General features: G+C 49.2%; 19 protein-coding genes, 3 tRNA genes, 1 pseudogene and 1 riboswitch. Of the genes and pseudogenes, 12 read left to right on the top strand and 11 right to left on the bottom strand.

What is annotated here, in order from left to right:
- Nucleotides 1–202 precede the first annotated feature (202 nt).
- The 7 genes from pduF to ldtA all read left to right on the top strand — a co-directional run bounded on the left by pduF (nucleotide 203) and on the right by ldtA (nucleotide 6,565).
- On the top strand, nucleotides 203–1,012 hold the full coding sequence (gene pduF / locus C0K55_RS18965) for a propanediol diffusion facilitator PduF (RefSeq protein ID WP_001516591.1): 810 nt from the start codon (nucleotides 203–205) through the stop codon (nucleotides 1,010–1,012).
- Between the two features lie 202 nt (nucleotides 1,013–1,214).
- Nucleotides 1,215–2,129 (top strand): transcriptional regulator PocR, encoded by a 915-nt coding sequence (gene pocR, locus C0K55_RS18960; protein WP_000622053.1) that lies wholly within the window; start codon nucleotides 1,215–1,217, stop codon nucleotides 2,127–2,129.
- 88 nt (nucleotides 2,130–2,217) lie between these two features.
- Nucleotides 2,218–2,392: riboswitch (cobalamin riboswitch) on the top strand.
- Nucleotides 2,393–2,610: 218 nt separating this feature from the next.
- Complete coding sequence (locus C0K55_RS18955; protein ID WP_001516590.1) at nucleotides 2,611–3,045, top strand: hypothetical protein; 435 nt, start codon at nucleotides 2,611–2,613, stop codon at nucleotides 3,043–3,045.
- Between the two features lie 133 nt (nucleotides 3,046–3,178).
- A complete protein-coding gene (gene cobU / locus C0K55_RS18950; RefSeq protein WP_000973182.1) occupies nucleotides 3,179–3,724 on the top strand; it encodes a bifunctional adenosylcobinamide kinase/adenosylcobinamide-phosphate guanylyltransferase in 546 nt (181 codons plus the stop codon).
- Nucleotides 3,721–4,464, top strand: coding sequence for an adenosylcobinamide-GDP ribazoletransferase (cobS, locus tag C0K55_RS18945; protein WP_001516588.1), 744 nt, complete (start codon nucleotides 3,721–3,723; stop codon nucleotides 4,462–4,464). The genes cobU and cobS overlap by 4 nt, the downstream gene beginning before the upstream one ends.
- A gap of 24 nt (nucleotides 4,465–4,488) precedes the next feature.
- The gene (gene cobT / locus C0K55_RS18940) at nucleotides 4,489–5,568 is read left to right on the top strand and encodes a nicotinate-nucleotide--dimethylbenzimidazole phosphoribosyltransferase (protein ID WP_105266574.1); all 1,080 of its coding nucleotides are present in this window, start codon (nucleotides 4,489–4,491) and stop codon (nucleotides 5,566–5,568) included.
- 61 nt (nucleotides 5,569–5,629) lie between these two features.
- Complete coding sequence (ldtA, locus tag C0K55_RS18935) at nucleotides 5,630–6,565, top strand: L,D-transpeptidase (RefSeq protein WP_123058150.1); 936 nt, start codon at nucleotides 5,630–5,632, stop codon at nucleotides 6,563–6,565.
- A gap of 56 nt (nucleotides 6,566–6,621) precedes the next feature.
- Here ldtA and C0K55_RS18930 read toward each other — a convergent pair.
- Nucleotides 6,622–6,697, bottom strand: a tRNA-Asn gene (locus C0K55_RS18930).
- A 323-nt stretch (nucleotides 6,698–7,020) separates the two neighbouring features.
- Between C0K55_RS18930 and nac the strand changes: the two genes are divergently transcribed.
- Entirely contained in the window at nucleotides 7,021–7,938 is a 918-nt protein-coding gene (nac, locus tag C0K55_RS18925) for a nitrogen assimilation transcriptional regulator NAC (protein ID WP_001011486.1), read from the top strand.
- 100 nt (nucleotides 7,939–8,038) lie between these two features.
- Nucleotides 8,039–8,989, top strand: a complete 951-nt coding sequence (cbl, locus tag C0K55_RS18920) for an HTH-type transcriptional regulator Cbl (protein ID WP_001010989.1) — start codon at nucleotides 8,039–8,041, stop codon at nucleotides 8,987–8,989.
- A 37-nt stretch (nucleotides 8,990–9,026) separates the two neighbouring features.
- On the opposite strand, the gene C0K55_RS18915 is transcribed toward cbl, so the two are convergent.
- Nucleotides 9,027–9,102: transfer RNA gene (locus C0K55_RS18915), tRNA-Asn, on the bottom strand.
- Between the two features lie 160 nt (nucleotides 9,103–9,262).
- On the opposite strand from C0K55_RS18915, the gene yeeO reads away from it, so the two are divergent.
- Both yeeO and C0K55_RS18900 read left to right on the top strand, forming a co-directional pair.
- A complete protein-coding gene (gene yeeO / locus C0K55_RS18905) occupies nucleotides 9,263–10,738 on the top strand; it encodes a toxic metabolite efflux MATE transporter YeeO (RefSeq protein ID WP_077627720.1) in 1,476 nt (491 codons plus the stop codon).
- Between the two features lie 100 nt (nucleotides 10,739–10,838).
- Nucleotides 10,839–10,914: transfer RNA gene (locus C0K55_RS18900), tRNA-Asn, on the top strand.
- A gap of 90 nt (nucleotides 10,915–11,004) precedes the next feature.
- Here C0K55_RS18900 and amn read toward each other — a convergent pair.
- The 3 genes and pseudogenes from amn to C0K55_RS27030 all read right to left on the bottom strand — a co-directional run.
- Nucleotides 11,005–12,459: an AMP nucleosidase gene (gene amn / locus C0K55_RS18895; RefSeq protein ID WP_001060212.1), complete on the bottom strand. Its 1,455-nt coding sequence runs from the start codon at nucleotides 12,457–12,459 to the stop codon at nucleotides 11,005–11,007.
- Nucleotides 12,460–12,560: 101 nt separating this feature from the next.
- On the bottom strand, nucleotides 12,561–13,877 hold the full coding sequence (shiA, locus tag C0K55_RS18890) for a shikimate transporter (RefSeq protein ID WP_000378543.1): 1,317 nt from the start codon (nucleotides 13,875–13,877) through the stop codon (nucleotides 12,561–12,563).
- 648 nt (nucleotides 13,878–14,525) lie between these two features.
- Nucleotides 14,526–14,597, bottom strand: a pseudogene (locus C0K55_RS27030) (capsid protein); the annotation flags it as partial.
- Between the two features lie 281 nt (nucleotides 14,598–14,878).
- On the opposite strand from C0K55_RS27030, the gene C0K55_RS18885 reads away from it, so the two are divergent.
- Nucleotides 14,879–16,210 carry a sensor domain-containing diguanylate cyclase gene (locus C0K55_RS18885; protein ID WP_105283421.1) on the top strand — a complete coding sequence of 444 codons (1,332 nt, stop codon included), beginning with the start codon at nucleotides 14,879–14,881 and terminating at the stop codon, nucleotides 16,208–16,210.
- Between the two features lie 73 nt (nucleotides 16,211–16,283).
- Here the strand turns inward: C0K55_RS18885 and C0K55_RS18880 are convergent, their stop codons facing one another.
- The 6 genes from C0K55_RS18880 to C0K55_RS18855 form a co-directional block, all read right to left on the bottom strand.
- Nucleotides 16,284–16,868 (bottom strand): tail fiber assembly protein, encoded by a 585-nt coding sequence (locus C0K55_RS18880; RefSeq protein WP_105267015.1) that lies wholly within the window; start codon nucleotides 16,866–16,868, stop codon nucleotides 16,284–16,286.
- Nucleotides 16,868–19,828, bottom strand: coding sequence for a prophage tail fiber N-terminal domain-containing protein (locus C0K55_RS18875; RefSeq protein ID WP_105267016.1), 2,961 nt, complete (start codon nucleotides 19,826–19,828; stop codon nucleotides 16,868–16,870). The genes C0K55_RS18880 and C0K55_RS18875 overlap by 1 nt, the downstream gene beginning before the upstream one ends.
- Nucleotides 19,829–19,892: 64 nt before the next feature.
- Nucleotides 19,893–20,492: an Ail/Lom family outer membrane beta-barrel protein gene (locus C0K55_RS18870; protein ID WP_021539140.1), complete on the bottom strand. Its 600-nt coding sequence runs from the start codon at nucleotides 20,490–20,492 to the stop codon at nucleotides 19,893–19,895.
- Nucleotides 20,493–20,562: 70 nt separating this feature from the next.
- Nucleotides 20,563–23,976 carry a phage attachment tail tip protein J gene (gene gpJ, locus C0K55_RS18865; RefSeq protein ID WP_105283420.1) on the bottom strand — a complete coding sequence of 1,138 codons (3,414 nt, stop codon included), beginning with the start codon at nucleotides 23,974–23,976 and terminating at the stop codon, nucleotides 20,563–20,565.
- Nucleotides 23,977–24,036: 60 nt separating this feature from the next.
- On the bottom strand, nucleotides 24,037–24,684 hold the full coding sequence (locus C0K55_RS18860) for a tail assembly protein (protein ID WP_001309913.1): 648 nt from the start codon (nucleotides 24,682–24,684) through the stop codon (nucleotides 24,037–24,039).
- The gene (locus tag C0K55_RS18855) at nucleotides 24,582–25,325 is read right to left on the bottom strand and encodes a C40 family peptidase (protein WP_105266730.1); all 744 of its coding nucleotides are present in this window, start codon (nucleotides 25,323–25,325) and stop codon (nucleotides 24,582–24,584) included. Before C0K55_RS18855 ends, C0K55_RS18860 begins: the two co-directional genes overlap by 103 nt.
- Nucleotides 25,326–25,328 lie beyond the last annotated feature (3 nt).

Raw genomic sequence — 25,328 nt, 5'->3', positions numbered from 1 at the left:
GCGAGCTCAATAGCGATTGTATCTAAGTTGAATACTTTTTGAATGACAATAATTTGCTATATCAACACGATTTTTCAGCGTGCCGGTCATGCATGTTGGCAATATTTTCCTTGGCGCAATTTTTATAGTTGCGCTCGATATACACGACAATCAGTGCACGATTAACTGATAAAGAAACAAACTCCGTAAAGAAGGTGTCACTATGAATGATTCACTCAAGGCGCAATGCGTTGCCGAGTTTTTGGGCACCGGACTGTTCCTCTTTTTTGGCATTGGTTGTTTATGCGCCCTAAAACTTGCCGGGGCAAGTCTGGGTCTGTGGGAAATTTGTATCATTTGGGGGTTAGGTATTTCACTTGCTGTTTACCTTACGGCAGGCATTTCTGGCGCCCATCTGAACCCGGCGGTTACCATTGCTCTGTGGTTGTTTGCTGCTTTTCCTGCCCGTAAAGTGTTGCCATATTGTGTGGCACAATTGGCGGGGGCCTTTGGTGGAGCCGTTCTGGCGTATTTTTTATACAACAGCTTGTTTACCGATTTTGAATCCACTCACAATATAGTTCGTGGTAGCGCTGAAAGTTTGCAACTCGCCAGTATCTTTAGCACTTATCCGGCTGCCGCGTTAAATGTATGGCAGGCGGCGTTGGTTGAAGTGGTCATTACGTCCATGTTGATGGGGTTGATTATGGCATTAACCGATGACGGCAATGGCGTACCAAAAGGACCTCTTGCTCCTTTACTTATTGGCATTCTGGTTGCTGTTATTGGTGCATCTACTGGACCATTAACCGGTTTTGCCATGAATCCAGCGCGTGATTTCGGGCCAAAAATTTTCACCTGGCTTGCTGGTTGGGGGGAAATAGCGATGACCGGTGGGCGTAATATTCCTTATTTCATCGTCCCCATTATTGCTCCGATCATTGGGGCATGTGTTGGCGCAGCAATTTATCGTTTTCTCATTGCAAAAAACTTACCTGTCAATAGTGTTACGCCTAAAGACATCATCGAATAGTGAAATAACATAGCGGTTATAAACGTTTATTTTTTTACTGTTTGTGATCTGCTTTCAGAACTTATTAAAAAGTCTCCCGCCTCACGGAGGCTTTTGTTATTGTCCTTTGTGCTTCTCGTCAGTAAATCATTAGGGATGATGTGAAGATTAAATGTAAAACAATTGTTTTACTATAACAATAAATTAACTGGGAGGTTTTATCATGATTTCTGCGGCGACACTTAATTCAGAACTCATTAATAAAATCGCGCAGGATTTTGCGCAGGCGACCAGCCTTGCGGTTGTCGTGGTTAATATCCACGGTGATGAAATTTCCGAGCTGTTTAACTTCACCTCATTTTGTCAGATGATGCGGCGACATCCTCAGCTTAGCACACGCTGCCGCATGAGCGATCGTTGTGGGGGGCTGGAAGCCTCTAAATCCGATCAACCTTGTATTTATCGTTGCCATGCAGGATTAACCGATTTTTCTATCCCTCTGGTGATTGCCGGGCATTTAGTCGGCTTTGTATTGTGTGGACAAGTCCGCCTGCGTAATGATGATGTCGATTTAGTCGATATTCTGAATGTCGATGATTGTTGGCAGGCAGATCCCGAGTTACTTAATGAATTTCGCAAAGTCCCGGAGATGGATTACTCGCGAGTTATGGCTTCTGCTGATCTGTTGAAGTTAATTGTGGAAAACTGCCTCAAAAAACAACTCAATTTTGTTGTTATTAAAGAGAATAAACCTTATTCGGATCCGCTACGTCAGACTCGCACGCCTAATCCCCACGATAACAAAATGAAAAAAGCATTACGCTATATTGATGCGCATTTATCAGACGATTTGCGCCTGGAAGATGTTGCCTCCCATGTTTATCTCAGCCCTTATTACTTCAGTAAATTGTTCAAGAAATATCATGGGATTGGTTTTAATGCGTGGGTAAACCAACAACGGATGGCCAGCGCCCGCGAGTTGCTGTGCCATAGTGACTGGAGCATCGCCAGCATTGCGCGTAATTTAGGCTTTTCGCAAACCAGTTATTTTTGCAAAGTTTTTCGTCAGACGTATCAGGTAACACCGCAGGTATATCGTCAGCAAATTAGCGAAAATACAGCAGCGGAAACAGCATAAATTGAATGTAAAAAATGAGGGATGACTAAATAGATTCCGACAGTAATAATTAACGTTATTTACGTGTTATGGGAAAAGTGAAATCAGCTCATAACATACGCTGACAGGTTTGGCACATTTGTGCCTGGGAAGTGGGTGTAAATCCCTCGCAGCCCCCGCTGCTGTAATGCTGACAACCCCGAAAATACCACTGATCGCGAGATTGGGAAGGGTGGGGGAGGATGACGCTAAGCCAGAAGACCAGCCTGCCAGTCAATACCAACAACTTCGGTGGGAAGTGGGTTGCCCGGAAGCGTCTGCTTGAGCACTGACGCGTCTTTATACCCCTACCACCCTGAAAGGATCAGGGGATGGCGGCATCATTTAGTTTATTCATCGTAGTGCCGACAGGCATCAGGGCTGCACTCAAGGCGCAGCAATCTTTTTTTATGGTATATCAACCTGACCGTCATTGCAGGAAACCAAGCGGAGGACGGAGGGTATGAAAACGATGAAACCCGAATCGATAGCACTTTTTTGCCTCTCCACTGGCGATATTGAATTGGCTAAACATCTGGCTGAAATGTTGCCAATGACCTGTTTTGTTGGTGAGGACTGGCAGCAAGGTTTTCTGCCTTTTAACGGAGGGCCAGTACAATCGTTGTCAGATGCATATAGCGATTATTCAGTGCTGCTATTGATTGCTGAAAACGGGGCATCCATACCAGAAAGCTTTTCTCATCCTGATGGTGCGACGGTAATCTTAATTGCAGAGCACAATGCCCGTTTGTTGGCCGGTCCGACCGGTGGAGCAGTAGCATTAATCAATTATCTGAATGAGACGTGTCGATGGAGAGAATCTGTTGCTAATGACGCATTTTGTCGGGCGTTTTCACAGGGAAATCAGACTATCTCACAATGCCGTCCTCATTCGTAATGAATTGAGAATACTGGATTTTTATTTTTATTACGCGCAGTATTAATCGAGGGAATGTTATTACGGTCAGCACGGTGGTGTATCCATTGTTCTGGTCAATGAATACCATCATACAATTGAATCAGGAGTCCGTATGATGATTTTAGTGACGGGTGGAGCACGGAGCGGGAAAAGCCGGCACGCTGAGGCGCTTATTGGGAATTCTCCACAGGTTCTGTATATCGCCACTTCGCAAATCCTTGACGATGAGATGGCGGCACGAATTGAGCATCATCGACAAGGCCGCCCAGTGCACTGGCGTACAGTGGAACGCTGGCAACAGCTTGATGAGTTAATTAATGCGGACATTAATCCGCAACACGCCGTGTTGCTGGAATGCATTACGACAATGGTGACTAATCTGTTGTTTGAATATGGCGGCGATAAAGACCCTGACGAATGGGACTATATGGCGCTGGAGCTGGCGATTAATGACGAGATTCAGTCGTTGATTGCCGCCTGTCTATGTTGCCCTGCAAAAGTCGTAGTAGTCACCAATGAAGTGGGAATGGGGATTGTGCCGGAGAATCGCCTGGCGCGACATTTTCGTGATATTGCCGGGCGAGTGAATCAGCAACTGGCCGCTGCGGCAGATGAAGTATGGCTGGTGGTTTCGGGTATTGGAGTAAAAATCAAATGAGTAAATTATTTTGGGCGATGCTCTCTTTTATTACGCGTCTGCCTGTACCGCATCGTTGGTCCCAGGGGCTGGATTTTGAGCATTATTCTCGCGGTATTATTACTTTTCCTTTAATTGGTTTATTACTTGGTGCTATTAGCGGACTGGTCTTCATGGTGTTGCAGGCATGGTGTGGTGTGCCGCTGGCGGCATTGTTTAGTGTGCTGGTTCTGGCGCTGATGACCGGAGGATTCCACCTGGATGGGCTTGCAGATACCTGTGATGGCGTATTTTCTGCTCGTAGCCGCGATCGCATGTTGGAAATCATGCGTGATAGTCGTTTAGGAACCCACGGCGGTCTGGCACTGATTTTTGTTGTGCTGGCAAAGATTCTGGTGTTAAGCGAGCTGGCATTACGTGGTGAGCCGATCCTTGCATCTCTGGCAGCAGCGTGTGCGGTCAGCCGCGGAGCCGCTGCGTTATTAATGTATCGTCATCGTTATGCCAGGGAAGAAGGGCTTGGCAATGTGTTTATTGGTAAAATCGATGGACGACAAACCTGTGTCACCCTCGGTTTAGCCGTTATTTTTGCAGCCGTATTATTGCCAGGTATGCACGGTGTTGCTGCTATGGTGGTGACGATGGTGGTGATTTTCATCCTCGGTCAGCTTCTCAAACGTACTCTGGGTGGGCAGACCGGCGATACGCTGGGAGCGGCCATTGAACTTGGTGAACTGGTTTTCCTGCTGGCGCTGCTGTAAGACAGATAACCCAGGAGAAGTGACATGCAAACACTCGTCGATTTACTGAATACAATCCCTGCTATCGATTCTGCCGCTATGTCGCGCGTACAACGGTATATTGACGGGTTACTAAAACCCGTCGGTAGTCTGGGAAGACTGGAGTCGCTTGCCATACAACTGGCGGGAATGCCGGGGCTGAATGGCACACCTCATGTGGGCAAAAAAGCAGTACTGGTCATGTGTGCCGATCACGGCGTCTGGGATGAGGGGGTCGCTATTTCCCCGAAAGCGGTGACAGCCATTCAGGCTGAAAATATGACACGCGGAACAACAGGCGTGTGTGTGCTGGTAGCACAAGCGGGTGCTAAAGTTCATGTGATTGATGTGGGGATAGATACTGCAGAGCCAATCCCCGGACTTATCAACATGCGTGTCGCCCGAGGTAGTGGCAACATCGCCTCAGGCCCGGCAATGAGCCGCTGCCAGGCTGAAGAGTTGCTTCTGGAAACCATCCGTTATACGCGTGAACTGGCGAAAAATGGCGTAACGCTGTTTGGTGTGGGCGAACTGGGGATGGCAAACACGACTCCGGCAGCGGCGATAGTTAGCGCTATGACGGGACATGATCCTGAAGTTGTGGTGGGTATTGGTGCAAACCTGCCAACAGATAAACTGGCTAATAAAGTGAATGTTGTCCGTCGGGCAATTACGTTGAATCAACCGAATCCACTGGATGGTGTTGATGTACTGGCAAAAGTCGGTGGGTTTGATTTGGTCGGAATGGCTGGCGTGATGTTAGGTGCCGCCTCCTGTGGTTTACCTGTATTGCTGGATGGATTTCTATCTTATGCCGCCGCGCTTGCGGCCTGCCAGATGTCACCCGCTATTAAACCTTATCTTATTCCTTCTCACTTATCGGCAGAAAAAGGGGCGCGTATTGCGCTGGCGCATTTGGGAATGGAGCCTTATCTCAATATGGAAATGCGCTTAGGTGAGGGGAGTGGCGCGGCACTGGCGATGCCCATCGTTGAAGCAGCTTGTGCGATATACAGCAGCATGGGCGAACTTGCTGCCAGTAATATTGTTCTACCCGGAAATACAACTTCTGGATTGAACAGCTAAAAACGGAAAGCCTGACAAAAGCTATACTTATTGGATAACTTTCGCGACTTAGGAAAGGGATATGATGCGTCGTGTAAATATTCTTTGTTCATTTGTTCTGCTTTTTGCCAGCCATCATAGTCTGGCGGTAACTTATCCACTACCTCCAGAGGGTAGCCGTTTAGTGGGGCAGTCTCTTACGGTTACGGTTCCCGATCGCAATATCCAGCCGCTTGAAACTTTTGCTGCGCAGTACGGGCAAGGGCTGAGTAATATGTTGGAAGCGAATCCAGGCGTTGACGTTTTCTTGCCGAAGTCTGGCTCGCAACTCACCATTCCGCAGCAACTGATTTTGCCCGACACTATACGTAAAGGGATAGTCGTTAACGTTGCTGAGATGCGTCTTTATTACTATCCGCCAGACAGTAATACTGTAGAAGTTTTTCCTATCGGGATCGGTCAGGCCGGGCGTGAAACCCCGCGTAACTGGGTGACTGCCGTTGAACGAAAACAAGAAGCGCCAACCTGGACGCCAACTCCCAACACTCGCCGCGAATATGCGAAACGAGGGGAGAGTCTGTCCGCGTTTGTCCCTGCCGGACCCGATAATCCTATGGGGTTGTACGCTATTTATATCGGCAGGTTATATGCCATCCACGGTACTAATGCCAATTTTGGTATTGGCCTACGGGTGAGTCAGGGCTGTATTCGTCTGCGTAATGACGATATCAAGTATCTGTTTGATAATGTTCCGGTAGGCACGCGTGTGCAAATTATTGATCAGCCTGTGAAATACACAACGGAACCGGATGGTTCAAAGTGGCTGGAAGTTCATGAACCGCTGTCGCGCAATCGAGCAGAATATGAGTCTGACAGAAAAGTGCCATTGCCGGTAACGCCTTCTTTGCGGGCGTTTATCAACGGGCAAGAAGTTGATGTAAACCGTGCAAATGCTGCGTTGCAACGTCGTTCGGGAATGCCTGTGCAAATTAATCCTGGCGCAAGGCAGAGGTTTTAAAATAACTGCCGAGTGAATAGCAAAAAGCCCGCGTTAAAAGCGGGCTTTTCAAAATTTGGCTCCTCTGACTGGACTCGAACCAGTGACATACGGATTAACAGTCCGCCGTTCTACCGACTGAACTACAGAGGAATCGTGAGAACGGGGCGAATATTAATGGCGAGGCCTGGGGATGTCAAAGGGGGAAATGCATTTTTTTGTTCGTTTGCTGCCAATTTCAACAAAGCGATGAACTTTCAATCTTTTTAATCATGTTCCATCGTGGTGCATATCACCCTTTCATGGGGCATGGGACATTTGTTCTGTAAAAAAGAGCAAGGGCAAAACAATCATAATCTCTTATTTGACAGGCTATTAGCTTTAGTACCAGCGGAAAAATGAAACTGGCAAGTATCTTGCAATCTGGTTGTAGTAATGTCGGCACTTGGGCTGACTTTTAAAAAACCGGAGGCACCATGAACTTTAGACGCCTGAAATACTTCGTAAAAATTGTAGACATTGGTAGCCTGACCCAGGCTGCTGAAGTATTGCATATAGCACAGCCTGCGCTCAGTCAGCAGGTTGCTACGCTGGAAGGAGAGCTGAATCAACAACTTTTGATTCGCACAAAACGAGGCGTTACACCGACAGACGCCGGAAAAATTCTCTACACCCATGCGCGGGCAATTTTACGTCAGTGTGAACAGGCCCAACTGGCGGTACATAACGTAGGACAGACATTATCGGGTCAAGTTTCGATTGGCTTTGCGCCTGGGATCGCCGCGTCATCTATCACCATGCCCTTATTACAGGCGGTTCGCGCCGAATTTCCAGAGGTGGTTATCTATCTACATGAAAATAGTGGTGCTGTTCTTAACGATAAACTTATTAATCGTCAGCTTGATATGGCGGTGATTTACGAGCATTCCCCTGTGTCAGGCGTATCCAGCCAGGCCTTGTTAAAAGAAGATCTGTTTCTTGTCGGTACTCAGGATTGTCCTGGGCAAAGCGTTGATGTTAATGCTATAGCGCAAATGAACCTCTTCCTTCCCGGCGATTACAGTGCAGTAAGACTTCGTGTCGATGAGGCTTTTTCCCTACGGCGACTCACAGCTAAAGTTATCGGTGAAATTGAGTCTATCGCCACACTTACCGCCGCGATTGCCAGCGGTATGGGCGTTGCAGTATTGCCGGAATCGGCCGCGCGTTCGTTATGTGACGCTGTTAACGGTTGGATGTCACGTATTACCACACCTTCAATGAGTCTCTCATTGTCATTAAATTTACCCGCCAGATCGAATTTATCGCCACAGGCGCAGGCAGTGAAAGAGCTTCTGTTGTCAGTGATTAGTAATCCAGCCATGGAAAAAAGACAATGGCAATTGGTGAGCTAAACGTTATATCCGAATGGAATAAGATGCAGGTTTTTATTATTTGTTATGCCGGGCATTAGACTCTAACAATAGTGGATGTCTGATATGCCCGGAGTTTACCGTGAATTTCCAACAGCTAAAGATAATCCGCGAGGCTGCCCGTCAGGATTACAATCTGACAGAGGTCGCGAATATGCTCTTTACCTCACAGTCTGGTGTCAGCCGTCATATTCGAGAGCTGGAGGATGAACTTGGTATAGAAATATTCATTCGTCGGGGCAAACGGCTTCTTGGCATGACTGAACCGGGCAAAGCGTTACTGGTTATTGCAGAACGTATTCTGAATGAAGCCAGTAATGTTCGTCGGCTTGCCGAGCTGTTTACCAACGATACGTCTGGCGTACTCACTATCGCAACGACGCATACTCAGGCTCGCTACAGCTTGCCGGATGTCATTAAAGTCTTTCGCGAACTTTTCCCGGAAGTGCGACTCGAGCTTATCCAGGGAACGCCACAGGAAATTGCCACATTGCTACAAAATGGCGGCGCTGATATTGGCATAGCCAGTGAGCGTTTGAGCAATGACCTCCAACTCGTCGCCTTCCCCTGGTTTCGTTGGCATCATAGTTTGCTTGTTCCTGTTAATCATCCTTTAACAAAAATTACGCCATTAACGCTGGAATCAATAGCGAAGTGGCCGTTGATCACTTACCGGCAGGGGATTACAGGCCGCTCGCGTATTGATGATGCATTTACCCGCAAAGGTTTGCTGGCAGATATTGTATTGAGCGCCCAGGATTCTGATGTCATCAAAACCTACGTCGCTCTTGGGCTGGGAATCGGATTAGTAGCCGAACAATCCAGCGGTGAACAAGAGGAAGAGAATTTAATTCGTCTGGATACTCGCCATCTTTTCGATGCCAATACTGTCTGGTTGGGGCTGAAACGAGGGCAACTGCAGCGTAACTACGTCTGGCACTTTCTGGAACTGTGTAACGCTGGATTGTCGGTTGAGGATATTAAGCGGCAGGTGATGGAAAATAGTGAAGAGGTAATTGATTATCAGATATAACAAAAAGCCCGCTATCAAAGCGGGCTTTTCAGAAATTTGGCTCCTCTGACTGGACTCGAACCAGTGACATACGGATTAACAGTCCGCCGTTCTACCGACTGAACTACAGAGGAATCGCTGTTGGGGCACATCTTAACGGCGAAAAATATTTTGTCAAACCCGATTTTTAAAAAACCTAACTGTTTGCCGTTTCTATCAACAGTTTGTTGCATTTGCAGACAATTTGACAGCGAAAATCTTTGCAGCTTTGCTGATTCTCCCTCATTATTTGAAATGTGGTTTCACTTTCTGCAATTAGGGTCGGCTTTGAATATCTCCTCTGCTTTACGCCACACTCGCTGGCACGCAAAACGCAAGAGTTACAAAGTGTTGTTCTGGCGTGAGATAACTCCGCTTGCTGTTCCTATCTTTATGGAGAATGCCTGTGTCCTGTTGATGGGCGTCCTGAGCACTTTTCTGGTCAGTTGGCTGGGAAAAGATGCGATGGCGGGCGTAGGGTTGGCTGATAGCTTCAATATGGTCATTATGGCCTTTTTTGCCGCTATCGATCTTGGTACTACTGTCGTTGTGGCATTTAGTCTCGGTAAACGTGATCGACGGCGAGCCAGAGTAGCGACACGGCAATCATTGGTAATCATGACGTTGTTTGCCGTGCTGTTGGCTGTTCTTATTCATCATTTTGGCGAGCACATTATCGAATTTGTTGCAGGTGATGCCTCGACGGAAGTGAAAGCACTGGCGCTGACTTACCTGGAGCTAACGGTAATCAGTTATCCTGCTGCGGCTATCACCTTGATTGGCAGTGGGGCACTTCGCGGTGCAGGGAATACGAAAATACCGCTGCTTATAAACGGCAGCCTGAATATTCTTAATATTATTATTAGCGGTATATTAATTTACGGTCTTTTTTCCTGGCAGGGATTGGGTTTTGTCGGGGCTGGGCTGGGATTAACTATTTCCCGTTATATTGGCGCAATTGCAATTTTGTGGGTACTGGCGATTGGTTTTAACCCTGCGCTACGGATCTCGTTAAAGAGCTATTTTAAGCCTTTGAATTTCAGCATTATCTGGGAAGTAATGGGGATCGGTATTCCTGCGAGCGTTGAATCTGTATTATTTACCAGTGGCCGGTTATTAACACAAATGTTTGTCGCCGGGATGGGAACCAGCGTTATTGCCGGGAACTTTATCGCTTTTTCGATCGCGGCTCTTATCAATTTACCAGGAAGTGCACTCGGTTCAGCCTCCACAATAATCACCGGTCGAAGACTGGGGGTAGGGCAGATAGCGCAAGCAGAAATTCAGTTGCGGCATGTTTTCTGGCTGTCCACTATTGGACTAACGGCAATAGCCTGGTTGACTGCCCCTTTTGCCGGAGTTATGGCGTCGTTTTATACCCAGGATCCACAAGTTAAACATGTCGTTGTGATTCTGATTTGGCTAAACGCTTTGTTTATGCCTATTTGGTCCGCCTCATGGGTGTTACCTGCTGGTTTTAAAGGTGCTCGTGATGCACGCTACGCCATGTGGGTTTCTATGCTGAGCATGTGGGGATGCCGCGTGGTTGTGGGTTATGCGCTGGGAATTATGCTTGACTGGGGCGTGGTTGGCGTCTGGATGGGGATGTTTGCCGACTGGGCCGTGCGTGCCGTGCTGTTTTACTGGCGGATGGTGACCGGGCGTTGGCTATGGAAATATCCTCGCGCTGAACATAAAAAGTGTGAAAAAAAGCCAGTTGTGTCGGAATAAACGGCAAAACGCAGAATATTTCAGCAAACGCTTTCAAAATTAAAAAACAGGCTTTGACATTGTGGATGGGCATAGTTAATATTCGCCTCGTTCTCACGATTCCTCTGTAGTTCAGTCGGTAGAACGGCGGACTGTTAATCCGTATGTCACTGGTTCGAGTCCAGTCAGAGGAGCCAAATTCAAAAAAGCCTGCTTTAAGCAGGCTTTTTGCTTTGCTACTTATCAAATCCTTCACATTTTTTCCTGACGCAAAGGATCTGAACTCATTACCGGAACGGCGGCTCATTAAAGGTTCGCAGTTTACGCGAATGCAGTCGATCGCCTTCCGCGCGCAGCAAATCTATCGCCCGAATGCCAATTTGCAGGTGCTCGGAAATAGCGCCTTCGTAAAAACGGTTAGCCTGGCCGGGAAGTTTAATCTCACCATGCAACGGTTTATCTGAAACACACAGTAGTGTCCCGTATGGCACGCGGAAACGATATCCTTGTGCTGCAATGGTTGCACTTTCCATATCAATCGCCACGGCCCGGCTTAAGTTAAAACGCAGTGCAGAAGCCGAGTAGCGCAGCTCCCAGTTTCTGTCATCTGTGGTTACCACAGTGCCAGTACGTAACCGCTGTTTAACTTCCTCACCCGGTCTACCGCTGACCAGCTTGGTCGCGTCATAAAGCGCACGTTGCACTTCAGCAATGCTGGGAATAGGAATATCGGGCGGCAGAACCGCATCGAGAACGTGGTCATCGCGTAAATAAGCATGCGCAAGTACATAATCACCAATAGACTGGCTTTCACGTAATCCACCGCAGTGACCAATCATTAACCAGACATCCGGGCGTAGCACCGCCAGATGATCACAGATGGTTTTTGCATTTGACGGCCCCACGCCAATATTCACCAGAGTGATGCCCTGACCATCAATAGTGATTAAATGCCAGGCGGGCATCTGGTGTTTTTTCCATGCGAGGTCGGAAATTGCTTCTTCAGGTGCTTCTGTTTCGGCAGTGATCCAGTTCCCGCCAGCGCAAGAAAGTGCAATATAAGGGCTTTCAGGATCAAGGATCTGGCTGCATCCCCAACGAACGAATTCATCCACATAACGTGTGTAGTTGGTAAACAAGACGAACGGCTGAAAATGTTCGACAGGTGTGCCGGTATAATGGCGTAACCGCGCGAGGGAAAAATCTACCCGGCGTGCATCAAAATGCGATAACGGAGAAAATTCCGCCGGATGATAAATGCCGTCTGCAGTTTCATCGCCAATTTGTGCCAGCTCTGTTGTCGGGAAATAACGCGTTAGCCCGGCGCTCATTGAGCGATCAAGCGTTAACTCGGAGCCATCAATGACATAGGGGTAGGGGATTTCATGCTGTGACGGTTGCACGGAGATATGCGCGCCATAATCCTGATACAACAAAGTAAGTTGTTCATTGAGATACGAACGAAAGAGAGCAGGGCGTGTGATGGTGGTGGTATAGCTGCCAGCGTGAGTAAAGCGACCGAAAGCGCGTGTTTTGGGGGGATTGGTTGTGCTGCCGTCCCAGGTCACGGTCAGTGATGGATAGACAAAAAGACCTTGTTTACGGGCGTTTTCATCAGGCAATTCGCCACTTTTAATATATTTGCCAATGGCATTGCGTAAAGCGACTACAGATTGCTCATACAGCGCGTCGAGTTTATCCAGTGCCTGAGCAGGGGTCAGACCGGAGCCCTTATTATTCATGTGTGTCTCCTGTTCCATACAATTACCGCGTTTCCGATAGTATGTCACAGGAATGTGAAACAAAAGTGGAAGGCGAAGATCGAATGATCTTCGCCAGACCCTCAGGCGCGTTGATTGTCTTTCATCAACAAAGCAGTTATTGCGGAAATCAGGCATCCTGCCAGCAAATAAATGGCGACGCTATGCCAGTCTCCAGCAAAATAAGTAATGAGAGCTGCAGCAATAAAAGGTGTAAATCCACCCCCTACCACACTGGCAACCTGGTATCCGACCCCCGCGCCGCTGTAGCGATAACTGGCACCAAACATCTCGGTAAACATCGGTTGTTGCACACAAACCACCATGTCATGCGCAATGTTCGCCAGCATAATGGAGAAGAAAACAATCCAGAAAATGGACTGTGCCTCAAGCGCCATAAAGAAAGGAAACGCGCTTAACGCTCCAATTAACGCGCCAGTGATATACACCCTACGGCGGCCAAAACGGTCGGCAAGCCAGGCAAAACAGGGAATTGTCAGACAGCTTAACCCACCCACCAGCAAACCAATATTAAGGAACAATTCGCGCGGTAACCCCATATTCTGGGTTGAATAGTTAAGTGCAAAGGCGGTAACGATATACATTGTCAGCAACTCGCACAGGCGTAGTGCAATAATCTTCAGGAAAGCGCCGGGATGTCGTAACAGGGCTTCGATAACCGGGATACGCTTTTGCGCGGTCACTTGATTATGTTGCTGTTGTTCAAATTCAGCGGACTCCTCCATGCCATTACGCACCCACAATGCGCCCAGCACCAGTATGATGCTAAACAGGAAAGGGATGCGCCAGCCCCAGCTCAAAAACTGCTCATCAGTAGTCATCATGCTGATCAGTGAAACCAGTCCGGTTGAAAGTAGTAACCCTACACCGTAACCAACTTGTACGCCGCTGCTGTAAAAGGCTTTTTTATTTTTCGGCGCGCTTTCAACAGACAGCAATGCAGCGCCTCCCCACTCTCCGCCGACGGCAAAACCCTGAATGGCACGCAGCGTCACCAATAAAATCGGTGCCCACCAGCCAATAGTCGAAAACGAAGGGAGAATACCAATCAAAGCTGTTGCGATGCCCATCATCCAGACGGTCAGCATTAACATGCGTTTACGTCCCAGACGGTCGCCAAAATGGCCGAAAATGACACCTCCGAGCGGACGGAAAAGGAAACCGACCCCAAAAGTAGCAAATGCGGCGAGCGTTCCCATTGCCGGGCTTATTTGCGGGAAAAACTCGCGATTAAACACCAGTGCGGCGGTAATGCCATAGAGTAAAAAATCGTACCAGTCGACGACGGCACCGGCGAAACTGCCTAACGCAGCTCGTCGGGCGCGACTTAACGAAAGCGTGCCTTCATCGGGACGCGTGGAGATGAGCGTGGAGTCCATAATGTTCCTGTTTGTACTGTCTTTTTATAATTAGTATGGAAAAGGTAACTCACATTGCCGTCGAACTATAAACGAACCTTATGAGACTACCGCGACAGAGAGCATCTGCAAATGTTTTTATGTCAGAAAATGACTATGGGGGACGGGTAGGGGCATCACTGTAATGTGCGGAAACGAAACAGAATTGTGGGTTCAGGCGCGTATTAGAAATTCAAAAACAGCGAGAAAAATGTGATTGCTAAAGTAGCGCAGGTTACTTACAGGCGTTATTTTTCGCGGATGAATTTTTCGAATTTTCTCAATGGGATTTGTGTCACTGACATGGGGCGGACTAGCTGTTTGAATGATTGGCGGAGAGAGGGGGATTTGAACCCCCGGTAGAGTTGCCCCTACTCCGGTTTTCGAGACCGATGATACAGAGTCGAAAAATCAAAGAGTTAAAAATTTTTCTTGGAATAAATGTCTTAAAATCGTACACGAAAAATCAATGAATTACATAACATTAAAGAAGAATATTCCAAGCCTTCTTAAGTCCACCACCTGTTTCAGGTGTCATTCAGACGTGATTTGCCCCAGATTGGGAAAGCACGCTTTTTTCTCAGCTTATTCCGTTTTGCCTGTGTGTTGAATAATTCCACTGCAGTTATATAAAATCGGTAACTGCTGGAAATTATTCAATACTCGCACTATCGAAAGTTCACCAGCCAACCGCAGCACGTTCTTGCATCCGACGTGCTGCGGTTTTCTTTATGATTTATGCACAATGGACAATTTGAAATTATTGATGATTGTATGGTGCATCGTTTTCTGAACCTACACTGATTTTTTGGTATAGCCTTGCCTAGCCAGTCTTACCGGATCAAACCCTTCGCTATTGCAATACTAACCAAAATCATCAATTTGATAGCGATTAACCAGAATGATAGTATACTATCACCAGTAAGAAATTATCGTTATTTATAGCGATACATATTATATATATATCATTCTCAGGTGCGTACATGATTATCAACCCGGTACCTATAAAAATAAAAATCTTCATCTTTTTATTTTCATGCATCTCTATTATATTTATGTTACTGCATAAAAATAATGGAATATACATAACACAAACAACACAAATAAGTTATAGTGTTTTCATTATTGGGCTTTTTTTCATAAACCTGATGATTTTTATTTTTCTATTGCTTTACTATGTTTCTAATCAGAGACAAAGTTATCTCTTAATTCTTTCATTCGCGTTTTTGAGCAACACGTATTATTTATTAGAAGTGGCTATTATTTCTTTATCTCCGTTAGGTAACGATTTATCTACAATCTATCAGAAATCAAATGATATCGCAATATATTATCTATTCCGTCAGTTCAGCTTTATATCTATAATCTTTCTGGCTGTTTATTCCACCAATGTTAAAAATAAAAGTGTTTTAGAAGATAAAAGAAATATAATAATTGTTGTTTTGTCAATATTAATTCTTTTTATTACTCCGTTTGTAGCAAAAAATCTAAGCAGTGACAATATAAAATATAGTCTTAATATTATACAATACTCGCTGAATCTTCATTTGTCGACGTGGAATATCGTGTACACCAAAATAATATCAGTATTTTGGCTTGTATTACTTATCAGCTCATGCATCAGCATACGTAATTACTCAAAAATATGGTTGTGTATAATACTTATTAGTATAGTGTCAGTATGCAATAACCTAATTTTATTGTATTTTATTGATAAATCCCATCCTGCATGGTACATGATAAAATTTCTTGAATTGATATCAATGATTTATATCATTTCAACACTCATGTATTATGTTTTCAGGAAATTAAATCATGCTAATCATATGGCAATTCATGATCCACTAACGAATACATACAATAGAAGATACTTTATTGACTCATTGAAGAATATATCAAAACACCATGATTTCTCAGTAATAATGTTAGATATTGACAATTTCAAAAGCATCAATGACAAATGGGGGCATCATATGGGTGATCAAGTCATAGTAATGGTTACCAGAATAATAAAAAAATCCATCAGGAAAGAGGATATATTAGGGCGCTTAGGCGGTGAGGAGTTCGGTATTATCATTAAAGGTAATACTCAAAAGCTCTTGCTATCAATTGCAGAGCGAATCAGAAAAAACATTGAAGAGCAATGCTCGGAAAAATTATTATCGCATGGACCTGAGAAAATAACTGTCAGTATTGGTTGTTTTACTTCAAAAGAGAATAATCTCAGTCCATCTGAAATGTTAGTCAATGCCGATAAAGCGTTATATCAAGCCAAAAGAACCGGAAAAAACAAGGTGATAATTCACTCAAAATAAACACCTTTTTAAAATACAGCCCCAATAAACTGCAGAATATTATCCCATATAATATCCTGCAGTTCGTAATGCACTATTCGATAATGGGTACTGTTGGCCATTCAATATCCGGTGCAGTTGATGTATCAACACGGTTCAGCAACACCCGATACTTTTTCCAGGCTTCCAGCAATGAGGTTTCTTCCTCCGTTGCGATTTCCAGATCTACAGCATCCTGAAGTGGCGCAATATGCTCACTGGCTACCTGCATCAGGCTGTTTTTTGTTTCTTCCGCCTCTCGGATCCGGAACAGTTTTTCTGCTTCTGCATCTTTCACCCAGGCTGTGCCGTTCCACTTCTGAAACTCCCCTTCCGGCGATAACCAGGTAACATTTTCCGGTAACGGACCGAGTTCAGAAATAAATAACGCGTCCCCTGACGCTACGTCATAAACCGTTTTACCCCGATGGTCTTCAACGAGATGCCACGATGCCTTATCACTGTTGAAAACAGCCACAAAGCCAGCAGGAATATCTGGTGGTGCAATATCGGTACTGTTTGCTGGCAGACCTGTATGAGGCGGAATATATGCGTCACCTTCACCAATAAATTCATTAGTTCCGGCCAGCAGATTATAAATTTTTATGGTCCGTGGTTGTTCACTCATTCTGAATGCCATTATGCAAGCCTCACAATATAGTTAAATGCGATGTTTTTGACGGTGTTTTCCGCGTTACCAGCAGCGTTAACGGTGATGGTGTGTCCATGTGAACCAATCGCAACGGAGTGCGTATGAGCACCAATACCGACAGTATGCGCGTGTGCACCTGCAGATGCTGCTGTGCCGGACAGTGAATGGCTATGATTACCATCTGTACTGGTATTCGCTAACCACCCCGTAGACATACCTACTGAGCCTTGTACACCCCAGGTATTTTGACCTGAGCTTGTATAACCATATTGATAAGTATCTTTAAAAACACTGGGGTTAAATCGACGGCCATCTCTATGGCTGTGATTACCAGCTGCATTCGTGCTGCCACTTAAACTATGGGTATGCGCACCAGTGTTATTCGTGGATTTAGTGCCGTAATCAAACGACGATGTGGTTTTCGTCCCCAAATCCGTACTGGATGCGCTGGCGCTGTGGGTATGCGATTTAATGCCGTCCTGTTCCTGAGACAATACGGCCCGACCACTGGCAGGTTTGCCCTTAATCGTCCAGCCACGCATATCAGGGATCACGCCTGACGGATAAGCGGCTGCAAGTTTCGGGTATGCAGATTTGTCAAAAGTCTGCCCCTGCATCAGGGCATAGCCAGACGGAACGGTATCTGATGGCCACGGGATTGGTGCGCCAGGCGGATAAAACTGCTCTGATGGCGTATAGAGTGAATAAACTGTACCGTCCGTTAACCCTTCCGGCTTATTAGCAGAATATGCTGGTGACGTATGAATCGTCACGCTGGCATTACTGGTATAATCCCATTGAATATTTACACCAGTCGCATAATTTCCGATTGCAACGTAAATATCGTAAGTATCACCAGATGTATTGACCCAGGCAAAATTTGTAAACCCTGTCGATGTGCGCTGCCATAAAGCACCAGTAATCCCCTTCGGATTACCATTACCTGCACGTAAAACAAGTTCAGATATACCTGCCTGTTGAGGTGACCCCACGTTAAATCCAGCGCCACCAATCAACGTAATTGAAACAACAGAACTCGCCTGTGGCATGGTTACCGTTGCTAATTTGAACCAACCAGCACCACCGCTGAATGACATTGTTGTTGAGTTAAGCGTACCAATATCTTTCGGCGTCAGTGTTATATCCGCTGAAAGCGCCTTACCATTCACCTTACGGGCAGAAGGTACCCGACCATTCGCATTGTCATTAGCTGCTTTCACTGCTTTCGGTGTCGCAGCAAGCGTTTCAGATGTGCTGTTGGTTGCACTACTGAGCTGGACAATTCCTTTTTGTGCTGTCGTAGCGTCCTGTGCGGTGTATTTCCCGTTAGCCAGGTCATACGCGGCCTTAACGGCTTTTGGCGTTGCCGCCTGTGACTCGGAAGTGCTGTTAGTCGCACTGCTGAGCTGAACTATCCCTTTCTGTGCTGTCGTTGCATCCTGTGCGGTGTATTTCCCGTTAGCCAGGTCATACGCGGCCTTAACGGCTTTTGGCGTTGCCGCCTGTGACTCGGAAGTGCTGTTGGTCGCACTGCTGAGCTGTACTATCCCCTTTTTCGTCGTGCTCGCATCCTCAAGCGCCACGGCGGATGCAATATCCTCTGCCCGTTTTGCTGCTGTCTCGGCGCGCGTTGCCGCGGATTCCGCCGTACTTTTGCTCTGTGCTGCCGCTGCCGCACTGCCAGCAGCCTCTGTCGCCTTCGTGGATGCCGTCGTGGCGCTGCCCCTCGCTGCTGACGCCTGTCTGGTCGCCTCATCTTTTGAAGCAGACGCAGATGATGCCGATGACGCCGCCGAACTGGCGGACGATGCGGCAGCCGTTTTTGAGGATTCTGCGCTGGTTTCCGACGCTTTCGCGTTCGTTTCGGATGTCTTCGCTGCGGAAGCAGACCTCGCTGCTGCGCTGGCCTGTTCAGTGGCTTCGCCAGCCTTCGTTGTGGCTGTTGAAGCAGACGATGCGGCACTTTCTGCCGACTTTCCGGCAGCGGTGGCACTGGCTGAGGCCTGCCCGGCACTTGTTGACGCGGCGCTGGCAGATGATGCAGCCGCTGTTTTTGAGCCTGCCGCAGCCGAGGCGCTCTGTCCCGCTGCCGTTTCAGAAGACCTGGCGTTCGTCTCGGACGTTTTTGCCGCCTTCGCGGAATTTCCTGCCGCCGTTGCCGAGGAAGCGGCACTACTGGCGCTTGATGATGCGTTCGTTTCTGATGATTTTGCCGCCTCTTTTGAAGCCGACGCATCCCGGGCTGAGGTGGCAGCTTCTGACGCCTTCGTGGTCGCGGCGGATGCAGAAGTAGCTGCTGATTGTTGTGACGCTGCCGCATTCGTTTCTGACGTTTTCGCCGCAGCGGCACTGGTAGCTGCCGCGCTTTTTGAGGACTCTGCAGCAGCAGCACTTTTCGATGCTTCACTGGCCTTTGTTGATGCCGTTCCTGCGCTGGAAGATGCTGACTGAGCAGATGATGCAGCCTGTCCGGCTGACGTGCTGGCGGCACGAGCTGAGCCTGCAGCATCGGTTGCATGAGTTGCCGCCTCACTGGCAGATGTGCTGGCATCACTGGCTGACTTCTTCGCGGCTGCCATGTTCTGTGCCACTGCGGACGCGTTACGCGCCACCTCTTCCACCATCAGTTCAAAACGTCGCAGAGCCTCCGGACGGGCATCATCCTCCGTCATGGCACCGAGAAAATCATTCAGCGTACCGGGTCGGGAATCTTCATACACGGTGATGGTCCCGGCATGTGACGGCGGGAATCCTTCCACCAACAGAATAACGCTGTACTGACCGTACTCAACGTCCATGCTGTAACGCCCGGCTTCATCCGGATTTTCTGAGGCCAGCGTGTTCACCACCACCGCTGTACTGTTACGTTTTGCTTTCAGCTGGATTGTGCAGTTCTGTACCGGTTTTCCTGTGCCGTCTTTCAGTACACCTGAAATCTTTACTGCCATATTCACCCCACAAAAAAGCCCGCCTGAACCGGCGGGCTGTCATAACACTGTGTTACCTGGCTAATCAGAACTTATAACCGACACCCACGATGAAACCGTCAGTGCGCCAGTCGCCACTGCCGGAGCCTTCATAAGCAATATCAATGGCCACGGATTCGGTCGGGTTAAACTGCACGCCAGCTCCCCACGCCAGAGACGTGTTGCTGTGGCGACCGTCATCACTTCCGGTCAGCACGTCGTGCGTTTTCCCCTTGTTGTCAGTTACGCGGAGATAATCCCCGGAGAAAGTCGACACACGGCTGTAAGCCATACCCGCCATCGCATACGCGCTGAACCATTCATTCACGCGCACAGACGGCCCCACCATCACGCTGAACCAGCGGTTACGCACGGAATCTTCATGCCAGCGGGTATCGCTGTAACGGGTAAGCTGGCGATTCTTGTCTCCTGCATAGCTGAATGACGTCACCAGCCCCAGTGTGTCCGTAAACTCATAACGGTATTTCACGTTAATCCCGTTCAGATCATCGCTGCCGGGAACGTTCGTCGAGGCATGAAGATACCCCGCGCTCAGCGTGGACTGATGTTCAGATGCCCATGCAGGCGCACCGGATACGGCCAGACAAATGGCTGCGGACAAAATTGCTGCACAAACTTTACGCATAATTACCTCTCGCTTTTCTGCAATAAAAAAGGCGTCATTCCTGACGCCCTTTATTGGGGTTATAAATATTTCAACGAATACTGATGCCGGAAGCAGCTTTTTTGGTCACAATCACCGTACAGTCGGTGATATTGCCTGCCCCCTGATTGCCTTTCTGGAAAATCTTAAACTCCAGAGTGACGCTACCACCACCACTAGGCATATCAATAACTGCACTGTAACTACCGGGAATGGCCCCTTTAGTTTCTCTGGATGCGATTAATACACCGTTTTTGCGAACTTCAAAACCATAACCCGTGTATCGCGTGCCTCCTGGGTTATTTCCGCTCCCCGGATCGTCATACGCTATACCGTTAAAAATAATGGGCGGAATAATAATCTGGCGGTCAAAGTTATGATCATCGCTGATGGTGACTGTAACCGTACCGTTTGGTGTTTCCGTGTTACCCCACGTACCGACTTTTTTCGGGAAGGCTTTTGATACAGCTTTAACGAAATCCCCTCTGACCTGGGTCGCCTCCAGCATGCCCTTAATCGTACAGTTCTGGTTAATCGTGACATTGTTGAGCGTTCCTGAGTTCGCATTCACACTGCCACTGATATCCGCATTTTTAGCGGTCAGCTTTCCGTCTGATGTCAGGGAAAATACCGGAGGACTGCCACCGCTGGTAATGGTGGGGGCCGTCAGGCGCTTCAGGAACACGTCGTTCATGAATATCTGGTTGCCCTGCGCCACAAACATCGGCGTTTCATTCCCGTTTGCCGGGTCAATAAACGCGATACGGTTAGCGGCAACCAGAAACTGGCTCAGCTTGCCTTCCTCCGTGTCCTCCATGCTGAGGCCAATACCCGCGACATAATGTTTGCCGTCTTTGGTCTGCTCAATTTTGACGCCCCACATGGCATTCCATTTATCGTTAGCGTCCTTCCACTCTTTCGAAAACTCCTCCAGTTTGCTGGCGTTATCTTCCGTCAGCTCAAAGTTTTCCAGCAGTTCCTTGCCGAGATGCGTTTTATTGATCAACCCTTTATAAAAATTCAGATAACCTTCCGCATCATCGCTCGCCCGACCGACGGCCTCCACAAATGCCGATTTACCAACGGTGTTCACGCTGCGGATATAAAAGTAATAATCATAACCCGGCTTAATATTGCTACTGGCGGCTATCCAGTACAGCGCCGTACCAAGATAACGCGCGCTGGTTTCAACCTGCCTGATATCGATAATCCGCTTTTCCGAGAACCAGAACTCAAACTGCACCGTCGGGTCATATACAGCCAGTTTCGGGACCGCTGTTATCTGAAAATACCCTGGTATCAGTTCAATAGTGACAGGCGCTGCCGGTGCCGCAATCCGGAACGATACCGATGCCGGATCGCCCTGCTGCCCCCACGCATTTACCGCCCGGACTGTCAGCGTGTAACGCCCCAGCGCCAGTTGCGTGAAGCGGTATGTGGTTTCCGTCGTCCGGGCCGTGCTGACCAGCCGCTCACTGCCGTCGTCCGCTGTTACGGTCAGACGGAGCAGGAAGCTCACGCCCTTCACCACCTTCGGTGTGTCCCATCGCGCCAGCACCTGATACTCCCCGCTGTCTGCGGTGACTTCGGCAGTCAGGTGCTGCACCGCTGGCGGCGTGACACCATTCACCGTGCCGCTCTGGTCGCCGTCAAAGTGCGCCCCGTTATCCACGATGGCCTCTTTTTCCGGTACATGCTGCACGGCGGTGATGGCATACGTGCCGTCGTCGTTCTCACGGATACTCACGCAGCGGAACAGGCGCTGGCGCAACGTCGGCAGCTTCAGCCCCCATACGCTGTATTCAGCAACGCCGTCAGGAACACGGCTCACTTTCACCTTCACGCCGTCGGTGACGGACTGAACCTCCACGCTGACCGGACTCCCCTGCCCGTCAACCAGGCTTATCAGCGTGGTGCCGGAAGATGGCAGCGTGATTTCACGGTCGAGCGTCAGCGTCCGGGTCTGGCTGTTCACCGCCAGCACGCGCCCGCCGGTGCTGATACCGGCATAGTCATCATCGCAGATTTCAATAACATCACCCGGCACATGGCGAAGCCCTTCGGCACCCACGCTGAAATCCACGGTCTGCGTCTCCAGCAGCTCCGTTTTAATCAGCCACAGCCCGGCGCGGTGTGCCTGCCCCCGGCTGGTACAGCCAAAGGCATCCATCTTCGTAACATTACGACCGTAACGGGCAATGGCCTGCGTATCTTCAACAAGCTCTGTCGCCGTCTCCCAGCCGTTGTTCGGGTCAATCCAGTTCACCTCCACCGCATTATGGCGGTCCTTCAGGGCGCTGAAGCTGTAGCGGAACGGCGCACCATCATCCGGCATCACCACATTACTGCGATTATAGGTCCACACCTTATCCGACGGCCGGTCCTGCACGAACGTCAGCGTCTGCCCGTTCCATACCGGCATACAGCGCATCGCCGAGCAGAAATCACTGAGAACATCCCACGCCTTACGCTGTGTGGTCAGGTACGCATTACAGGTGATGCGCGGCTCCGTGCCGCCAAAGCCATCCGGCACCGACTGGTCGCAATTCTGGCCGATGACATACAGCGCCCATTTATCCACATCCGCCGCACCAAGACGTTTCCCCATGCCGTAGCGCGGATGGGTCAGCATATCCCACAGACACCAGGCCATGTTGTTGCTGTATGCCGGTTTTAACGTTCCGTCCCAGATACCGCTGTATTGCCGCGTCTGCGGGTTATAGTTCGACGGCACCTGCAGAATACGCCCGCGAAGATGATAATTACGGCTCACCTGCTGGCTGCCGAACTGCTCCGAATCCACCTGTACGCCGACCAGTGCCGTGTTCGGGTAGCACTGTTTCACATCGATGATTTCGGTGTATGACGACCAGAGCGTTTTGTTCTGCAGCTGGTCTGTGGTGCTGTCCGGCGTCATCCTGCGCATCCGGATATTGAACGGGCGCGGCGGCAGGTTACCCACCACCACCGAGGCCAGATACTGTGAGGTGGTTTTGCCTTTAATGGTGATGTCTTTTTCCGTCACCCAGCCACCGTTACGTTGTATCTGAACCAGCAGGCGGACTTCCGACGGATTCCTGTCCCCCTTTGAGGTGGTTTCCACCAGTGCCTGCACGCCGAAGGTAAAACGCAGTCGGTCAATGTTTGCCGACGTGATGGTCCGGGTGATCGGCGTGTCGTATTTCACTTCCGTACCCAGTACCGTCTCGGAACCTGATGATTCAAATCCCTCCGGCGGTGTCTGTTCCTGCTCACCTGCCCGGAACACCACCGTGACGCCGGAGATGTTAGTATTCCCCTCACTGTCCAGCACCGGTGTACTGTTCAGCAGCACGCTTTTTAATCCATCCACCGGACCTTCAACCGGCCCTTCGCTGATGGCATCGATCACACTCAGCAACTGCGTGGACTTCAGGTTGTCCTTTGCTTCGCGCGGGGTATGCCCCTTACTGCTGCCTTTACCCATTCCTCACGCTCCATAAACGACAAAACCGCCCGGAGGCGGTTTCACATAAAACATTTTGCATCAGCGACCAATCACCACAACCTGACCACCATCCCCTTCGTCTGCCGTGCTGATCTCCTGAGAAACCACACGTGACCCCACGCGCATTTCACCGTACAGAACAGGCAGAACATTGCCCTGGGCAACCATGTTATCCAGTGAGGAGAAATAGGTGTTCTGTTTGCCGTTATCTGTACTGGCTGCCGTGGGCGTCCTGGCTTTCGGTGCCAGCATCTGCGCCACTCCGCCCAGGATCATACTGGCCCCTGCCGCATACATGCCCGATACAGCCGCGGCCCCCAGCCAGCCCACAGGGTTCCACCATGCCACCGCAATCAGCGCCGCCCCAAGCACCACCTGAAACACACCGCCACTTTTAGCTCCCGCCAGACGCGGCACGATGTGGATCACGGCACCATTTGCCAGCGGCTCATTAAGACGGGCAGATAATTCATTTTCGCCTGCATCACGCCCGGCAATGCGCACCTGATACCAGCCCTCATTCAGTTTCTGACGAAACACCGGGAGCTGTGTGGCCAGTGCCCGGATGGCTTCAGCCCCCGTTTTCACACGAAGGTCGATACGGCGACCAAATCGTTGCAAATCCCCGTAAAGGCAGATGCGTGCCATGCCCGGTGACGCCAGAGGGAGTGTGTGCGTCGCTGCCATTTGTCGGTGTACCTCTCTCGTTTACTCAGTTGTTCAGGAATATGGTGCAGCAGCTCGCCGTCGCCACAGTAAATGGCGGCATGATTCGGCACCGATGAACCAAAACAGCACAGCAGCACGTCGCCAGGCTGCGCCTCTGTCAGTGGGACACGGTAAAAACCCGTTGCCTCCATATTGTCAAGATAGAGATTCTGGCCGTGACGCCACCAGTCATCCCCGCGATGAAAATCCGGCATCTCAATTCCCGCCAGATGGTAAGCGTCCCGGAACAGCGTGTAACAGTCCGTCCCCCCGTGCTCAAAGCGCCGCCCGGTGAGATGCGGCACACAGCGGAATTTATGAATCGCCCCCCGGCAGACCAGCCACCACGGCAAATCACTCTGCACCTGCAGCCGCCGGTCGGCCTCACTCAGCCAGGGCAGGCCACCGGGGTGGCTGTGGACCAGCGCCACAATTTCACCCTGCGTTTCTGCCTGCAGCCAGTCCTCCGGCGACAGCCTGAAATACTCCTCCGGCTCACCGGAGATATTCACGCAGGGAAAATATCGTTCCCCCTCCGGCGTTCTCACCACGAAGCCGCACGACTCCGCTGGCGCACATCGCCGGGCATGCGCCAGAATCGCTGATTCTGTCTGTGTCATGAG

It is taken from the genome of Escherichia sp. MOD1-EC6098 (assembly GCF_002965865.1).
In the GTDB taxonomy this organism is placed as follows: Bacteria; Pseudomonadota; Gammaproteobacteria; order Enterobacterales; family Enterobacteriaceae; genus Escherichia; species Escherichia marmotae.
Note: the sequence above shows the minus strand (reverse complement) of the source record. Positions and strands in the feature narration are given on the sequence as shown.

Coding starts and splice junctions, on each gene's coding strand:
- pocR (WP_000622053.1), top strand. CDS start 1,215: ATGATTTCTGCGGCGACACTTAATTCAGAACTCATTAATAAAATCGCG.
- pduF (WP_001516591.1), top strand. CDS start 203: ATGAATGATTCACTCAAGGCGCAATGCGTTGCCGAGTTTTTGGGCACC.
- cobS (WP_001516588.1), top strand. CDS start 3,721: ATGAGTAAATTATTTTGGGCGATGCTCTCTTTTATTACGCGTCTGCCT.
- cobU (WP_000973182.1), top strand. CDS start 3,179: ATGATGATTTTAGTGACGGGTGGAGCACGGAGCGGGAAAAGCCGGCAC.
- nac (WP_001011486.1), top strand. CDS start 7,021: ATGAACTTTAGACGCCTGAAATACTTCGTAAAAATTGTAGACATTGGT.
- C0K55_RS18855 (WP_105266730.1), bottom strand. CDS start 25,325: ATGACACAGACAGAATCAGCGATTCTGGCGCATGCCCGGCGATGTGCG.
- C0K55_RS18875 (WP_105267016.1), bottom strand. CDS start 19,828: ATGGCAGTAAAGATTTCAGGTGTACTGAAAGACGGCACAGGAAAACCG.
- gpJ (WP_105283420.1), bottom strand. CDS start 23,976: ATGGGTAAAGGCAGCAGTAAGGGGCATACCCCGCGCGAAGCAAAGGAC.
- C0K55_RS18955 (WP_001516590.1), top strand. CDS start 2,611: ATGAAAACGATGAAACCCGAATCGATAGCACTTTTTTGCCTCTCCACT.
- C0K55_RS18870 (WP_021539140.1), bottom strand. CDS start 20,492: ATGCGTAAAGTTTGTGCAGCAATTTTGTCCGCAGCCATTTGTCTGGCC.
- amn (WP_001060212.1), bottom strand. CDS start 12,459: ATGAATAATAAGGGCTCCGGTCTGACCCCTGCTCAGGCACTGGATAAA.
- ldtA (WP_123058150.1), top strand. CDS start 5,630: ATGATGCGTCGTGTAAATATTCTTTGTTCATTTGTTCTGCTTTTTGCC.
- C0K55_RS18880 (WP_105267015.1), bottom strand. CDS start 16,868: ATGGCATTCAGAATGAGTGAACAACCACGGACCATAAAAATTTATAAT.
- C0K55_RS18860 (WP_001309913.1), bottom strand. CDS start 24,684: ATGGCAGCGACGCACACACTCCCTCTGGCGTCACCGGGCATGGCACGC.
- C0K55_RS18885 (WP_105283421.1), top strand. CDS start 14,879: ATGATTATCAACCCGGTACCTATAAAAATAAAAATCTTCATCTTTTTA.
- shiA (WP_000378543.1), bottom strand. CDS start 13,877: ATGGACTCCACGCTCATCTCCACGCGTCCCGATGAAGGCACGCTTTCG.
- cobT (WP_105266574.1), top strand. CDS start 4,489: ATGCAAACACTCGTCGATTTACTGAATACAATCCCTGCTATCGATTCT.
- yeeO (WP_077627720.1), top strand. CDS start 9,263: ATGTGGTTTCACTTTCTGCAATTAGGGTCGGCTTTGAATATCTCCTCT.